Origin of the sequence: Catalinimonas alkaloidigena, assembly GCF_029504655.1 — a bacterium.
Taxonomy (GTDB): Bacteria; Bacteroidota; Bacteroidia; order Cytophagales; family Cyclobacteriaceae; genus Catalinimonas; species Catalinimonas alkaloidigena.
In genome coordinates, this window is sequence record NZ_JAQFIL010000001.1 from 1866811 (window position 1) to 1882448 (window position 15638).

The following is a 15638-nucleotide window of genomic DNA, read 5'->3' on the forward strand; positions in this document are numbered from 1 at the left end:
TTTGTTGTTTTAAAATCCAATTTGAACTCCAGCAGTATATGTTTTCACACTTGGATAGTCATAACTTGCATTATCAGTTCCCATGTCTCTTTCGGGGTCAAAGGTATCCATGGGAGTAATTGTCCATATGTTCTGTCCATTGACAAAAACTTTGGCACTTTGGAGTTTTATCCTTTCAAGAAAGTTTGTGGGTAGGGCATAGCTTAGTTGAATATTCTTTAACCTCATAAATGAGGCATTTTGAAGTAAAAAATCAGAATCCCTGAAATTAGTATTCAACGCATCTTCAAAAGTAGTGAGGATTGGTAATTCGGCATCCATGTTTTCAGGAGTCCAGGAATTATTTACCCATTCTTCAGTGACGCCGGTACCATACCAAAAAGGAACATCCCCGGTTCTTGCCCTGAAGGTATATACATCACTTACTCCGGTAAAGAAAGCGGATAAAGAGAAGTTTTTATAGTCTAAACCTACATTAAAAGAGTAAGTATAAGTGGGAATGCGGTTTTGATCGCTGATGATCCTGTCATCCTGGTTAATTACGCCATCGCCATTGGCATCCTCAAACTTAAGATATCCCGGTCTGGTATCCTGAGTTTGAAAGGCGTGACTATCAATTTCTTCCTGGGTATCAAAAATTCCTGTAGCATGAAGCAGATAATATGAGTTTATTGGATAGCCTTCTTTAATGATGGTCCCTCCTCTGTTACGTGATCCATAGTTATAAATTGTAGTACCATTGAGATCTACTACTTCATTCTTGACCCGGGTGAGATTCCCTGAAACCATATAAGAAAAAGGTCCTACAGAATTCTGGTAAGTTAAACTGGCTTCAAAACCCTGGTTATCTACTGTACCGATATTCCTTAATGGGCCTCCAAGTCCGCCAACCTGTGCGGGAATCGTGGTAGCGTATAGAATATCAGTAGTGCGTTTTTTGAAGAGCTCAAAGCTAACATTCAGGCTATTTGAAAGCATAGCTGCATCAACTCCTATATTTGAGGTAGTGGTTGTTTCCCAGGTTATATTAGGGTCACTGTACTGAGTAACAGCTGCGCCCGCATTTATAGTATTACCAAAGCTATAGTCATTACCAACATTAATCAGGTTAACGAAACGAAAGTTAGGAACTCTTTCATTTCCTAATTTCCCCCAGGAAGCCCTGAATTTAAATTCATCCAGCCAGCTGACATCTTCCATGAATTCTTCTCTGCCCATACGCCATCCTACCGAGAAGGAAGGAAATAATCCCCACTTGTTCCCTTCAGCAAATTTGGATGAACCGTCGTATCTGAAATTACCTTCAAACAAATATCTTTCATCATAATTGTAGTTTAACCTTCCAAATAATGACATAAGTGAGTTAACACTGTTGGTCCCACTCACATCAGGATTGACAGAACCGGCATTCAGTGTTGTCAATCCATTACCTAGATAACCCTCTCTATATGCCGAGAAAGTGTTGTCAACAAACTTTTGCGTACTGAATCCTAAAAGTGCGGCAAAATGATGCATATTGTTAAGCGTGTTATTCCATTTTAGGGTTTGCTGTAAGTTTAGCTGATAGTTATAAGTATCAATTTTTTTGGCATGTCTGGTAGGAGAACCAGTTATTCTATTTCTGATTTTTTCCAGCGTTTTAACATTATACTGATACACTTCAGGTTCAAAAATGGCATTTAAGTAATCCTGTTTGGTATAAGCCCCCTTTATGTTATAAGTAATGTTGAATGGTAAGCTATATTCTCCTCCAAGGATCATCCTGTAATTCTGCTGCTTATGGTTATTCATTCCTTCTCCGGTCAGAGCAAGAGGGTTTCTAAAAACATAATGTCCGGGAGTTCTTATAAAAGTATCTGCGTAACGTCCATCTTCCAGATAAGTGGGTTCAAACCCAACGCCTGCGTTTTTAAATGTCATCTCCATCACATAGGGCGTTCCAGCAACAGCTTCGTCAAATTCGGTAAACTGCCCGTTGATAATGGCACTAACCGTTAGTCTTTCAGAAATATTTGCTTTTGTGTTAAGGTCTATGGAATATTTATTAGAGCTGGTACCTCTTAGTACTCCTTCCTGATCCAGGTAACCTAAAGAAAGAGAGTATGTATAGTCCTGGTTACCACCTGAAAATCTTAAATTATGGTTTTGAATAAATCCAGGATCAAAAATAAGATCAAACCAGTCATTGTGAGGATATACATAAGGGTCGGTTTTCATCCCTTGTCTATATTCTTCAATCAGATTTTCTCCGAAGTCCACTGTACTTCGTCCGGCATTTCTCTGAGCCTGGTCTCTTAATTCCATAAATCTCACCGGATCATTAATTAAATCGGGCAGACCAATGACCTTTTCAAACCCAAGGTAATTGTTATAATTTATCTGAAAGCCTTCAATTCCCTGTCCACTTTTAGTAGTTACCAGGACGACTCCATTGGCTGCTCTTGCCCCATAAATCGAAGCTGCAGCAGCATCTTTTAGTACGGAGATGCTTTCAATATTATTTGGATCTATGTTTTCTAATGGATACTCAATACCATCTACCAGCACTAAGGGATTATTATTATTTAAAGTACCCTGTCCACGAATTCTGATCGTAGCCTGACTACGCCCTGGCTGGGCGCCTGTCTGGTTTACATATACTCCCTTGGCACCCTGAAGTGCCTGTGTTGAGTTAGTAATGGGTCTGTTTTCTATTTCCTTACCACTGATAGTAGAGATAGCACCGATTACGTTTTCCTTTTTCTGCGTACCATATCCTACCACAACTATTTCATCTAATGAAGTAACATCTTCTGATAAGGCAACATTAACCTCAGACCGTCCTCCCACTGCGATTTCTTGCGACACATACCCGATAGAAGAAAAGACTAAGGTATCATTTGCATCAGGTACATTGATGCTATAATTACCATTAAGGCCCGTTACGGTACCCGTGATTGTGCCTTTGACTAATACATTTACCCCGGGAAGAGGAGTACCACTCTGGTGATCAGTCACTGTTCCTGTAACTACCTGAATCAATTGATTATTGATTGATTTCTTTGATGGGCTTACTTTGTTAAATGAAATTTTGTTTAACGTACTTTCAGTGTTTTTAAGAGGTTGCTTTCCCAACTTCTCAGGAAAATAATCCGGGCTTCTACGAGGCGTAATCAGATAAAATTGCTCATCAATTTTTTGATACCTGAGCTGCAAAGGTGTGAGGATTTTCTTAAGACTGTTTTCAAGCTGTGACCTCTCAATATCGTCCAGGGAAACGTATTTATTTTCTATTGTACGGTCGGTATAACCAAAGTTAACAGAAAATTTTTTCTCAAGTTTTTTCAAAGCATCTGTAAGACTAATACGTTCTTGAGAAGGAAACTTGTCCGAAGGATCTGTTTTACCCATAGAAGAACTTACAAAACTTTGGGCGGACAAACATGAAAAATAAAAGAAGCATAAGCAGAATAAAATACTTCCTTTCTTACGATAGTAAAAAAGCTGATTCATAACTTTAAGTTGTTGTGTATATAAATAGTAAAATATTATCTTTCAATAATGTGAATCACACCATCATTCTGAACTACTTTTACATAATAAGCTCCTTCTATCGCTGTTAATAGCAGATTCAAGTTTTCTTCTGGAAATGTAGCAGAAAAAGTAATATCCTTAAGTTTATCAGGAATGATCACTTTTTTTGCGTAACGGTCTTCAATCCATTGGGCAATATCAGAAAGTGGCGTTTTATCAAAATATATTTTCTGTTGTATCCAGGAGGTATATAAGTCTATATTCACTTTCTTCTTTTTGACAATAGGTATACTGGCATTCACTTCTGCAAATTCACCTGGCTTCAGATAGGTTTCCTGAACATTGGGTGATGTTAATTTTATTTTACCCTGGGTAAGCACTACCTGAGTTTTATTATTATCCTGATAAAGGTTAAATGCTGTTCCCAATACTTCAATATCGGCATTACCGGTATGTACTGTGAAAGTTGAAGGGCTAGCGCTCCATTTTTTATACTGTTTTTTTTACTTCAAAATAAGCCTCACCTTTTAGCCAAACTTCTCTGCTCCCTTCATTATTATTGACGCTATATCTAATCTCTGAGTTTTTATTCAAAGTAATCGTACTACTGTCTGGTAGTATATATGTTGTGGTAGTATTACCTGCACTTAAAGAGTATACGTTGCTTTTAGTGCCCCACCAGTAAATTAAAATGCCACTAATTAGAAGTAAAGAAAAACCAGCTGCTCTAATCCATAAGCCCCTCTTATTCGTTTTTTCTCTTAGGGTCTGACTTTCAATCTTTTTCCAGCTCTCGATAAATGAAGTATTGATTACGACATCTTTATCAAGCTCTAAGGTTTCTATAATATCAATAGCTTTCTTTATCTCTACCGCTTTATTTGGATGTTCATGTAGCCATTTTGACCAGTATGCATGCGCTTCCTGATCCTTGTTCAGGATCCATTTCTGAAAAGATGAATCCTGTACAAAGTCAGTTGCAGTATAGTGCTCGTGCTTCATTTTATATGTTTTCTATATATAAAAGCAACTTAGGCCAAGAATCTCATCAGTTAAATGGAAAAAAATTAAAATTTTATGAATTGAAATATAAAATCAATTTTATAATGCGAACAAATCAATATTTTTTCTCATTTATTGCATTATATATAATTGTCAGTAAGCGTTAATTGAATATATATTTAATCAGACAAGTAGCTAAAATGAGATTGGAGATTTGTTTTCTGAGTATTGTCATTGCCTTAAAAACAAGGTTATAAGCAGATTCAACCTTTATAGATAAACGCTTTGCTATCTCTTCATTATTGGCATTGTAAAAATATTTAAGTTTTATACTCTCTCTTTGTCTTTTTGTGAGCATATGCATTGCATCACTAATTTTTTGCTTGAGCTCATCATTGATTTCGCTTTTAATAATTCTTTCTTCTTGATAGGTATCAGTAATATGCATGTGAGAGAGTGAATTATTATCAATGAGAGAATTCTTTTTCTGGACTTTAATGATTTTTCTTTTGAGAGAAGCAAATAAATAAAAGGCAATAGAGTCTGTTTCCTTGAGATTATTTCTCCTTTGCCATATCTCTACAAAGAGATCTTGAATACAATCTTCAACGACACTTTTCTCATTACTTATTTTTATGCCATAGTGATATAATGGTGAAAAAAACTTTTGATAAATTACAGTATAGGCCAATTGATCGCCAGCTAACATATCTGACCAGAGTTTTGATTCTGGATTTTTTGGTTTTGTTACTTCCCAGTCTTCGGTTGTTAGGTGTTTAGGTTGTCGTATTTTTCTATGCATACGATAAATTTATCAATTTATGGTAATGTTTCATATTCTTATGCGAATAGATAACCTATAGCATAGGTCTTGCATATGATTACTTAACATAATGAAAGGTACAACTGGTGCAACTATACCCATTTTCCGCATCATGTATGTCCAAAATCCTCGATACTTTTCCACACTGGTAGCTTTTATTTAGGCCGTTTGACTTATTTGCTGTTAACCAAAACTCAGCTATGCGCGACAAGATAGCCAAGCAACATAATGCCATTACCCAGGCCAAGTATCAGATGTCAGGCCTGGAGCTTAATCTGTTTGTCTGGCTTATTGCTATGACCGACTTGGAGACCGAAGATAGACAAAAGGTCATGATTCGTATTAGTGATATAGAAAATCTAGCAGGCAAGAGATAAAGATTGAAGGGTTATGATCAGGCATGTGCTATGCTTCATACAAGAACAGCGGTTATTGATTACAATGGTAAGAGAAGAAGATTCAACTTGGTGATAACTTCTGAGCTAGACGACGAACGCATACAGATCTTATTAGAGATGCATCCTGATATTAGACGATGGTTTATCAATCTTGATAAATACTACAATTACTACCAGCTTTCCATGACTCTAAAGCTCCCTAGCAAATATAGCGAGAGGATATATCAGATAGTCTGTCAGTACCGAAGTACGGGGGTAATGAAGATTGGGCTAATAGAATTGAAAGAAAGGCTAGGCGTGCTCTCTCAAGACCAAAAAACAGGTAAATGAGAAGATCTATACTTCGTAACCGGAAAGTTCCAACAGCGTGTCTTAGATAAAGCCTGTGAGGACCTACCACCGATATGCAGGTAAGCTACAAGCCTCTGAAGACAGGTAAAAAGACTACAGCTTATCAATTTAACATCAAACACCGTCCGAACCAACAAGCTATTCCTTTTGAAGGAAGAGAAAATATTGCTACTTCAATTCCCATGGGTAATAATAAATTACCTTATCCTGCTGGCTCACCTGCAGAAGTGCGTTTGCCAGCATATCGTTTGGTTCCATGGCAAGTAAAACGCATTTTAGAAAGCTTTGATAAAAAAGAGATAGGTAAAATACTATACTCGGTGGACCTTGCTTTAGCCGATAAAAAAGTAAGTAATTTAGGGGCTTACACAGCTGCACAGTTTGAAAAGCATAAACCAATTGGCATTTTTAATCAGAGCAAAGCAAAAGCCGAGGTGGTCAATTGAACTCTTATACCTTGAGAAGTAGCATTATACGAACTATTACAAATTCTATTAACAACTAAGCTTAGGTTGAATGAGTACTACTTCAAGAACTCTCCTTTCCTGATAATCCCCAAAATCTAAATAAATTATAATATTTTACGACTTAATTCCCAAAATATTATGTTTATTTGGGAATAAATGGATAGAATGATTATACAAAGAACATTGCTTACCAATATTGAGCAAGTATTATTTAAGAGGAAAGCCATCTTGCTCATGGGACCAAGACAAGTAGGTAAGACCACTTTGATGGATACTATGTTAGCTCAACGCTCCGAAAAGGTCATGGTGCTCAATGGGGATGAAGCTGATGTGAGGCAATTACTGAGTCAAACTACTTCTACGCGCCTACGCTCCATTATTGGCAATAGTGAAATTGTGGTCATTGATGAGGCGCAACGAATCACCGATATTGGTATTACCCTCAAGCTATTTACCGATCAGATTAAAGGAGTACAAGTCATTGCCACAGGCTCCTCAGCTTTAGAACTGGCAGCCAGCATCAAGGAGCCTCTCACAGGCCGTAAGTTTGAGTTTATGCTCTTTCCCTTATCCTTTGCAGAAATGGTGAGCCATCATGGATTGTTAGAGGAAAGAAGGCTTTTAGAACATCGTTTGATCTATGGTTACTATCCGGATATAGTCACCAATCCAGGACAAGAAAAAAAACTGTTGAAGCTCTTGGCCGATAGTTACCTCTATAAAGATCTGCTGGCATTGGGTCAACTCAATAAACCAGCTTTGTTGGAAAAGATTGTGAGTGCCCTGGCCTTGCAGATAGGTAGTGAGGTATCTTATCATGAATTAGGGCAATTGGTAGGGGCTGATAATAAGACAGTAGAACGCTACATAGATTTATTAGAAAAAGCGTATGTAGTATTTCGTCTACCTGCCTACAGTCGGAATGTGCGTAACGAGATTAAAAAAGGGAAGAAAATCTACTTTCATGACAATGGGATACGCAATGCGGTAATAGGCAATTTCGCTCCATTATCAGGTCGTACCGATAAAGGGGCGTTATGGGAGAATTATCTGGTAAGCGAACGCTTAAAACGCTTACATTATCAAGAGCTAGAGGCGAAGCGCTACTTTTGGCGTACTACTCAACAGCAGGAAATAGATTACATAGAAGAAAGAGAAGGTAAACTCTATGCCTATGAATTCAAATGGAATCCAAAAGTCAAAGTACAGTTTCCCAAGACTTTCCTGAATGCTTATCCCGAGCATGAGACGTACAGTATTCATCAGGAAAATGTAGATGAGTTTCTTATTCAATAGAAAGTTTAGCTTGGAAATATTAACTGGCTCAAACAAAGCTCATAAGAAAAGCATGAAAAAAGCCTGGCACTTTGCCAGGCTTTTTTCATTTCCATCAAGTAAACAGCCCAATTGTTTTTCCAGGGGCCGCCGAAGCGATAATTGTAGTTTGAAAAATCAATATGCTCAAGTTCAAAAAATCTGGAATCACAATCTTACCTGAATAGTTTCCAATACCGTGCCTATTGGTAAAAGTGCCAGAAATGGTCTTTTCTCTAAAATTCCAAAGAGATAATTCCCCATGGCTGTAGAAAATCCCCATCAATTCCCCAATAAGAATACCCTGAAATAGGGGAGAGGGAACATGATAGATAGCAAGTTTTTCAGAAAGCTGTACTTATAGAAAAAAAAGTGTATTTTATAATCTTTTTCCTCTAAGTGACAGGTTTTGCTCTTAAAGCCTCACTTACTTCTTACTAAAGAATTCAAAAATCATGATAATATCTACGTTTTAGCACTAAGAAACCTGTACTGGGTTTTAGTACCAGGTTGCTAAAAAAATGCCAAACTAACTGCTAAAGGTAAAGGGGGTAGAGTAGGAGAGGTGAGAGATAAAAATATTGAGTAAAAAATGATCCTGGTGGTTCACCTCCCATATTACATCTCACTCTTCTATTATACTGAATCAGGCTCAGCAAAAAAAACAAAAACTCTTCTGCTTTTGTATTGTTAATTTACGTGATAGATAAAGAGTTTAATAGTAGTAACTTACTTTTGTTCTTTTACTAAATTGACATAAATTAAAAGATAAACCGTGCTTTTTATCTGGTATACTAACATTATTTTTTACAAATACACATACTATTTTTTAAACGATGAATCCTCAAATAACCAAGTTACAAACTTATTTCACCCCTAATCATCTTGAAAAAGAGATGAGTGAAAGAGTGAAAGCAATACATAAAAATTTCAATGAAAAAATTACTGATAGTGAATTTCCGTGTGTAGGGGCAAAAGCAGCCATCAACTCTAATCAGTACCGCCTGGGTATATATGGAGAGATGGGGGCAGAAGATACTACCCAGGCATTAGCAGAAGACTTAAAAATCTATATAGCAGAAACACTAGCGGCTGAAAGTGAATATATGTCTATGATTGCTGTGTTTACTGATGAAGTAGATTCTGAACTTGATTTTGAAAACAGAATCTGGATGCAATTACAGAAACTGAATGATAGTGAAATGAATAAACAAAACTGGGACCCAGCAGTAAGTAGTAATCCTGAAGAAAGCAACTTCAGTTTTAGTTTTAATGGCACAGCATTTTTTGTTGTTGGTCTGCATCCTAAGGCCAGTAGAAGAGCCAGAAGATTCGGTTATACCGCAATGGCCTTCAATCTTCACCGCCAGTTTGAACAGTTGCGTGAGAAGGGCGTTTACGAAAATATGAAGAAGGTGATTAGGGAGCGGGAAGTAAGCTATGATGGTTCGGTCAATCCAATGCTCAAAGATCATGGTGAAGGCTTAGAAGCTCCTCAGTATAGTGGCAGAAAAGTAGATAAGAATTGGAAGTGTCCTTTTCATGCCAATTGACAAGCACTTGTTCAGACTATTGACATATGTATAAACCATCCCAATACAAAAAGGAAGATCCGGATTATATTCTTCAATTTATTAGGGCGCATCCTTTTGCCACTTTTGTTTTGCAAGGGGAGCGCCTATTGGCTACACATATTCCTATCCTGACGAAGGGGGCGGCTGATGATTTTTTTCTTTTTGGTCACGTGGCTGTACATAACCCACAACGGGAATGTCTGCAGGATGAGATGGAAGTTTTACTTATTTTCCAGGGGCCGGATGCTTATATTTCATCCTCCTGGTATAGTAAGCCTGACATCAGTACATGGGATTACTCCGCAGTTCACATCAACGCACGCTTAAAAATACAGCGAGAAGAAGAGTTGGTGGAATCGCTTAAGGAGTTGGTCGCTCATTTTGAGTCCAGGCAAGCTGAGCCTATATATTATGATGATATACCCAAAGAAATACTAGAGTCTCATCTCCCGAAAATCACTGGCTTTTGGCTTTATCCTACGCGAATAGATGCCATTGCAAAATTGAGCCAGAACAAAAAAAGTACTGATGTTGCTTCAATAATTGCTCACTTGAAGCAACAAGACTGTCCTGCACAATTCGAACTGATTCATCAAATAAAAAAAGAAAATGATTAAAACTATAGAAAAGCAAACGGGTACAGCTTTTAGAATGAATAAAGGTGAAAAATTAAAAGTGATTGATCCTGAAGGTGAGCAGGTAAGCGATATGGTATTGTTTAATGCAGACGATAAGCGGGAAAAAATCTCTTCCGGAAAAACGCTTGACTTTGAAAACACAATTCTTATTAGCAAAGGACATCATTTATGGAGTAACCGCAGCCACAAAATGATGGAGATTGTAGAGGATACCAATGGACGAAATGATTTCTTGCTAGCTCCATGCAGCCCGGAAACTTTCCAGATCATCTATAATAATCATGAATACCATCCCAGCTGTTTTGAGAATTTGTATACCAATCTTGCAGAATTTGGTATTGAGCCCGATGATATACCTACAGCTTTTAATATATTCATGAATGTGCAATTTGCTCAGGATGGGACTCTTTCTGTAGACCCACCTCAGAGTAAATCTGGTGACTATGTGCTCTTTGAGGCGAAAATGGATTTGATTGTGGGGCTCACCGCTTGTTCTGCAGAACAGTCAAACAATTACTCCTTTAAACCGATCCAATATGAGGTATTTACTAACAAGTAATTGTCATAAACGATAAATCAAAGTTCAAAGGTGATAGCTGGTGACATCGCCTTTGAACAGGTTTTGAGGGGATCTATGCCTATATTAACAACGTTGAAATTCTTTTTTAGATAGCTGTTTACAGGCAATATAAGAAAGAGCCATAAAGTCCGTATAAATGTTCAGATAGCGTAAAAGAGGTATGATTCTAGCATATGCGATTGAAATCTATAAAGCTACTTGCACACCGAGAAGAGCAGAAGCGAAGGGAGTGCGAAAAAGGGACCTTTTTTAAGAGGCTAAGGCTAACTGTGTCGTCCTAAATTTTATTGATCACTTCGTGGCGGACATTCCATGATGGCCATCTTTAGCCCTACTATAAATTCACTATTTTCTTATTAATCCTAAAATACATCACCTGAAGTTGTTGTGCTTATATGTTAAACAAACCCTACCCTGTAAACCTTAACGTTTATTAAATTTTATGACTTAAAGAGCTATTGAGTAAACTCAATGGTAACAAATCACTTTTCATTTGTCCAATGAAGCATAGACTAATGTGAAAAAATATCTACCTTAAAGAAAGTATGCAAGCAGAAATATTTCAAGTACTCCTTCTTGCCTGCCTGTCTTCATATTTGTCTAGGTATATCTTGATAACATGCACCAGATCAACCATTGAAAAATCTTAGTTTGCAGCTAGATTTGATGACAGGGTACTATCGTTGAGAAGGTGAAAAGTCTAAATAGGGGGAAGCCATCATGAATTTCATTTTCTTCTCATATAAAATATTAATACTGCTTTCATCTCTGTTAAGTTGCTGGCTGATACTCATCTTTCCAGGCTTTTTACAAGCCCAGCCCAAACCATTAATTTTTGAACGATTTACTACTGAAAATGGACTGCCCAGTAATACTATCCTGGACATTGCACAAGACCACCAGGGATATATTTGGTTAGCTACAGAGGATGGCTTAGTGCAATATGATGGGTATAAGATGCTGACTTATAGTAATATCCCGGGAGATTCCACTTCATTATCTCAAAACCGAGTTGAAAAGCTATTTATAGACTTCAATGGGGATTTATGGATAGGTTCTAAATCAGGTCTTGACCGATACAATCCGGCCTGCAATTGCTTTTTCAGATACTCCTCTAATATGTTGGCTCTCAATAATCAACAGATAGGACAAATTAATGCCTTTGCAGAAGATCAGGACAAAAATCTTTGGGTTGGTACCCAGCAAGGCGGTTTATTTCGCTATGAACGTGAAAACGATCAATTCATTAGAGTATTAAATGATCCCAATCATCCAAATAATCTGCTAGAAGATGAGATACGGGTGCTTTTAGTAGACAAGAATAACCATCTTTGGATTGGTACCGGTGAGCCTTTTGATGCTACAATTTCTGGTGGCGGGCTTATCCGCTACGATCTAAGTACTGGCAATATTGAACGTTTTTTGCATGATCCTACAAATCTTAATAGCCTGATTGATAATAGGATCAGCGCGCTTATGGAAGATCAGGACGGAAAGCTATGGGTAGGGTCATGCCAAAGTGGCCTCCACTACTTTGAACCTACAAGGCAAGAGTTTATCCGGATGATGCCTAACGCTGCCAATACTAATCAGTTATACGCACCCCAAGGGGAAATGGGCTTATGGTCTTCATGCCCCCATGTCAGATTTATTCATCAGGATCAGAATGGAGAATTTTGGGTGGGGACTTACAATGGTGGAATAAATCATTTTGATCCTGTTACTAAAAAGCTAAGCCATTATGAACATAATCCTGCTGATCCCGGTAGCTTAGGTTCTAACCAGGTTTGGTCTTTTTTGCAAGACCATCAAGGCCGTCTGTGGGTAGGAAATGTTCCGGGAGGGCTCCATAAGGTGGATCCTTCTTTGCACAAGTTTAAAGTCTATACACATGATCCGCAGGATACAGCCAGTTTATCCCTTAGTCATGTCATGGGAGTGTATGCAGCTCCTGCTGAGCCAGAGACAATCTGGTTGGGAACACGGGGAGGTGGACTTAACCGGCTGGATATTAAGACGGGGAGATTTCAACACTTTCGTCACAATCCAGATGAGGCACATAGTATTATTAGTGATATCGTATGGACAATGTATGAAGATAGGAATGGGACATTTTGGGTAGGAACAGAGGCGGGGCTGGATACTTTAAATCGCCAGACTGGCCAATTTGACACTTACAAAATTTTGGAAAACAACATTTACAGCACCGTTACAGACCCGGTTATTCAAATACAGGAAGACAGGGAAGGCAGATTGTGGTTGGGAACCTGGAGTGGAGGGATTATCCGCCTGAGCAGAGATAAAAAAACAGTCAATAGGTACAGTTTTTCCAATAGCAGTCAGCAGTCATTTTATAACAGTGTATTTGCTATTCACGAAGATAACAATGGGGCAATTTGGGTAGGCGTTTTTCAGGGAGGATTATTCCGGTACGATGCTCGCAGTGACAGCTTTTCACCTCATCTCCAGGCGTATGGAGCTACAAGTATTCTTGAGGATAGCACAGGGTTATTCTGGATAGGTACCTCAAGTAGTGGGCTGCTACACTACAATTCTATGACCGGCAGCCTTAAGCAGTATACTATGGAAGATGGTTTATCTAGTAATACTATATATGGCATTCTTGCGCAGGATGGCGATATTTACTGGCTTTCTACTGGAAATGGTATTGTCCGGTTTGAAACAGCGAGTATGCGCTTTACCAATTACGATGCTTCAGATGGTCTTACTTTTACCAGTTTCAATCATACCAGTGCATTTAAAAGTATAGATGGACAGCTGTTTTTTGGGGGAGATGGCGGTTTGGTCACCTTCTATCCAGATGAAGTAAAGGGCAATCCTTATCCACCGGATGTAGTACTGAGTGGATTGCAGATAGCTGGAAAACCTTTCAATCTACAACCGGAAAAAAATTCCCAATCTTCTACTGTTTCATTATCACATAAACAAAATGACTTAACCCTTGACTATGTAGGGCTGCATTTTACTGACCCTACAAAGAATGCCTACAAATATCGGATGAAGCCCTACGATTCCGACTGGATAGAGGTTGGTACCCAGCGAACCGCCCGATATACTAACCTTGATCCGGGAGAATATACTTTTCAGGTGATAGCCCGCAGTAGCGATGGGATTTGGAATGAAGAAGGTGCCTCCCTTCATTTTTATATTATGCCGCCCTGGTGGACCAGATGGTGGGCTTATTCTTTTTTCATAGCTTTACTACTCGGAATTAGCTACTGGTTTTATCAATTTCAGCTCACTCGTAAACTTGCAGTAGCTGAAAGCAAACGTCTAACAGAAATAGACCACTTTAAAAGTAGCCTTTATACCAATATCACCCACGAATTTCGTACCCCTCTGACAGTTATTCTCGGTATGACTGATACCCTCCGAACCAAAGCCGAAAACCAACACTGGAAAGATGCAGCAGAACCGCTGGAAATGATTCAACGCAATGGGAAAGGCCTCTTGCAACTGGTCAATGAAATGCTGGATCTTGCCAAACTGGAAAGCGGTCATTTGGAACTGGAAATGCTACAGGCAGATGTTATTCCTTATGTCAAGTATCTCAGCGAAAGTTTTCATTCTCTGGCGCAGGAAAAACAAATCAATTTTACCGTATATGCAGAAACAGAGCAGTTGATCATGGATTTTGACGCTGCCAAACTAGCGTCAATTGTTTCCAACCTCCTGTCTAATGCTATTAAATTTACGCCCGAAAGAGGAAAAATCATCGTTCACCTCAACCATGTCTTCATAGCAGGTCAGAAACAATTTTCATTAAAAATAAAAGATAACGGCAAAGGACTTTCTGAAGAAGAGATCTCTCATGTCTTTGAGCGCTTTTACCAGGCGGATCATTCTTCCACCCGGCAAACTGAAGGTACAGGCATTGGACTTGCCCTGACCAAAGAATTGGTAGAATTGATGCAGGGAACGATGGCCCTAAAGAGTAAGCTGGGAATGGGCAGTGAATTTACGGTAAACATTCCAGTCACTACTGTTGCGCCGAAAGCATTAGCAGTTCAGGAACCCTTGGCAATCGTTCATCCTGTCATTCCTTTTGTAGGAACTGCAATACCGGAAAAAATTCATACGCTTGATTTGCCGCTGGTGCTGATCATTGAAGATAATTGTGACGTAGCCAGCTACTTAAAAATTACTTTGGAGAATACATACCAATGCATGCATGCGCCAAATGGCGAAATAGGACTGCAAATGGCCTATGAAGAAATCCCGGATGTCATTATTTGTGATGTCATGATGCCTGGCATGGATGGGTTTGAAGTTTGCGCCACGCTCAAAACCGATGAAAGGTGCAATCATATACCAATTATCATGTTGACCGCACGTGCAGAACTTGAAGATCGCCTGATAGGTCTATCTAAGGGAGCAGATGCTTATCTGGCAAAACCTTTTGAAAAAGCAGAGTTGATGATCCGCCTGCATCAATTGCTTGAAATACGTCATAAGCTTCAACAAAAATACAGCAGCGGCTTATTTGGCATTGAACCTTGCGACCGGGAGCTCGACAATCCGATAGACAGCTTCTTGCTTAAAGCTGAAGAGGCAGTGCTTGAACATCTGGAAGAAGAAGATTTTTCTGTAGATCATCTGTCCGATGCTGTTTGCCTGAGCCGCTCGCAGGTACATCGTAAAATAAAAGCTCTCACCGGACATTCCACATCCATTTACATCCGCCTGATTCGCCTTCAAAAAGCCAAAGAGTTACTGGATTCTAATGATCTCACCATAGCAGAAGTAGCCTATCGGGTAGGGTTTAAATCTCCTGTTTATTTTTCTCAAATATTTAAGAAAACCTTTGGCAAAAGCCCCAGCGAAAGCCGTAAATAGCTGATTTTATACTGATTACAACAATATAGCAAGAGATAGCAACAATAGCGAAAGCGTTGATATGATGGAATGCTTAGTTTTAGGGTATGCTGATGTCTTCTGATAGAGCGCCTTATTATAA

At 38.7% G+C, this 15638-nt stretch carries 10 protein-coding genes and 2 pseudogenes; 7 read left to right on the forward strand and 5 right to left on the reverse strand.

Annotated features, from left to right (window positions below; translation table 11 throughout):
• Positions 1 to 9 precede the first annotated feature (9 nt).
• The 5 genes and pseudogenes from OKW21_RS07945 to OKW21_RS07965 all read right to left on the reverse strand — a co-directional run bounded on the left by OKW21_RS07945 (position 10) and on the right by OKW21_RS07965 (position 5317).
• The gene (locus OKW21_RS07945; protein WP_277478882.1) at positions 10 to 3390 is read right to left on the reverse strand and encodes a SusC/RagA family TonB-linked outer membrane protein; all 3381 of its coding nucleotides are present in this window, start codon (positions 3388 to 3390) and stop codon (positions 10 to 12) included.
• 137 nt (positions 3391 to 3527) lie between these two features.
• Positions 3528 to 3893 (reverse strand): FecR family protein, encoded by a 366-nt coding sequence (locus OKW21_RS07950; RefSeq protein ID WP_338130114.1) that lies wholly within the window; start codon positions 3891 to 3893, stop codon positions 3528 to 3530.
• Positions 3882 to 3974 (reverse strand): annotated as a pseudogene (locus OKW21_RS07955) (hypothetical protein); the annotation flags it as partial. The pseudogene OKW21_RS07955 and the gene OKW21_RS07950, both read right to left, overlap by 12 nt.
• A 28-nt stretch (positions 3975 to 4002) precedes the next feature.
• Entirely contained in the window at positions 4003 to 4515 is a 513-nt protein-coding gene (locus tag OKW21_RS07960; RefSeq protein WP_277478883.1) for a FecR domain-containing protein, read from the reverse strand.
• 163 nt (positions 4516 to 4678) lie between these two features.
• On the reverse strand, positions 4679 to 5317 hold the full coding sequence (locus OKW21_RS07965; RefSeq protein WP_277478884.1) for an RNA polymerase sigma factor: 639 nt from the start codon (positions 5315 to 5317) through the stop codon (positions 4679 to 4681).
• A gap of 221 nt (positions 5318 to 5538) precedes the next feature.
• Here OKW21_RS07965 and OKW21_RS07970 point away from each other — a divergent pair.
• From OKW21_RS07970 to OKW21_RS08000, 7 genes and pseudogenes are all read left to right on the forward strand, one after another.
• Positions 5539 to 6066: pseudogene (locus tag OKW21_RS07970) on the forward strand (replication initiation protein).
• Positions 6067 to 6140: 74 nt separating this feature from the next.
• Positions 6141 to 6533: a hypothetical protein gene (locus tag OKW21_RS07975; RefSeq protein WP_277478885.1), complete on the forward strand. Its 393-nt coding sequence runs from the start codon at positions 6141 to 6143 to the stop codon at positions 6531 to 6533.
• 186 nt (positions 6534 to 6719) lie between these two features.
• Entirely contained in the window at positions 6720 to 7850 is a 1131-nt protein-coding gene (locus OKW21_RS07980; RefSeq protein ID WP_338130034.1) for an ATP-binding protein, read from the forward strand.
• Positions 7851 to 8704: 854 nt separating this feature from the next.
• Positions 8705 to 9421: a guanitoxin biosynthesis heme-dependent pre-guanitoxin N-hydroxylase GntA gene (gntA, locus tag OKW21_RS07985; protein WP_277478887.1), complete on the forward strand. Its 717-nt coding sequence runs from the start codon at positions 8705 to 8707 to the stop codon at positions 9419 to 9421.
• Between the two features lie 26 nt (positions 9422 to 9447).
• Positions 9448 to 10059, forward strand: coding sequence for an FMN-binding negative transcriptional regulator (locus OKW21_RS07990; RefSeq protein ID WP_277478888.1), 612 nt, complete (start codon positions 9448 to 9450; stop codon positions 10057 to 10059).
• Positions 10052 to 10639 (forward strand): urea carboxylase-associated family protein, encoded by a 588-nt coding sequence (locus tag OKW21_RS07995; protein ID WP_277478889.1) that lies wholly within the window; start codon positions 10052 to 10054, stop codon positions 10637 to 10639. Before OKW21_RS07990 ends, OKW21_RS07995 begins: the two co-directional genes overlap by 8 nt.
• Before the next feature lie 741 nt (positions 10640 to 11380).
• A complete protein-coding gene (locus OKW21_RS08000) occupies positions 11381 to 15517 on the forward strand; it encodes a hybrid sensor histidine kinase/response regulator transcription factor (RefSeq protein WP_277478890.1) in 4137 nt (1378 codons plus the stop codon).
• The last annotated feature ends 121 nt before the right edge of the window (positions 15518 to 15638 follow it).

Excerpts from the sequence above, each read along its gene's own strand:
- OKW21_RS07945 (WP_277478882.1), bottom strand. The coding sequence starts at position 3,390 with ATGGGTAAAACAGATCCTTCGGACAAGTTTCCTTCTCAAGAACGTATT.
- OKW21_RS07960 (WP_277478883.1), bottom strand. The coding sequence starts at position 4,515 with ATGAAGCACGAGCACTATACTGCAACTGACTTTGTACAGGATTCATCT.
- OKW21_RS07965 (WP_277478884.1), bottom strand. The coding sequence starts at position 5,317 with ATGCATAGAAAAATACGACAACCTAAACACCTAACAACCGAAGACTGG.
- OKW21_RS07975 (WP_277478885.1), top strand. The coding sequence starts at position 6,141 with ATGCAGGTAAGCTACAAGCCTCTGAAGACAGGTAAAAAGACTACAGCT.
- OKW21_RS07980 (WP_338130034.1), top strand. The coding sequence starts at position 6,720 with ATGATTATACAAAGAACATTGCTTACCAATATTGAGCAAGTATTATTT.
- gntA (WP_277478887.1), top strand. The coding sequence starts at position 8,705 with ATGAATCCTCAAATAACCAAGTTACAAACTTATTTCACCCCTAATCAT.
- OKW21_RS07990 (WP_277478888.1), top strand. The coding sequence starts at position 9,448 with ATGTATAAACCATCCCAATACAAAAAGGAAGATCCGGATTATATTCTT.
- OKW21_RS07995 (WP_277478889.1), top strand. The coding sequence starts at position 10,052 with ATGATTAAAACTATAGAAAAGCAAACGGGTACAGCTTTTAGAATGAAT.
- OKW21_RS08000 (WP_277478890.1), top strand. The coding sequence starts at position 11,381 with ATGAATTTCATTTTCTTCTCATATAAAATATTAATACTGCTTTCATCT.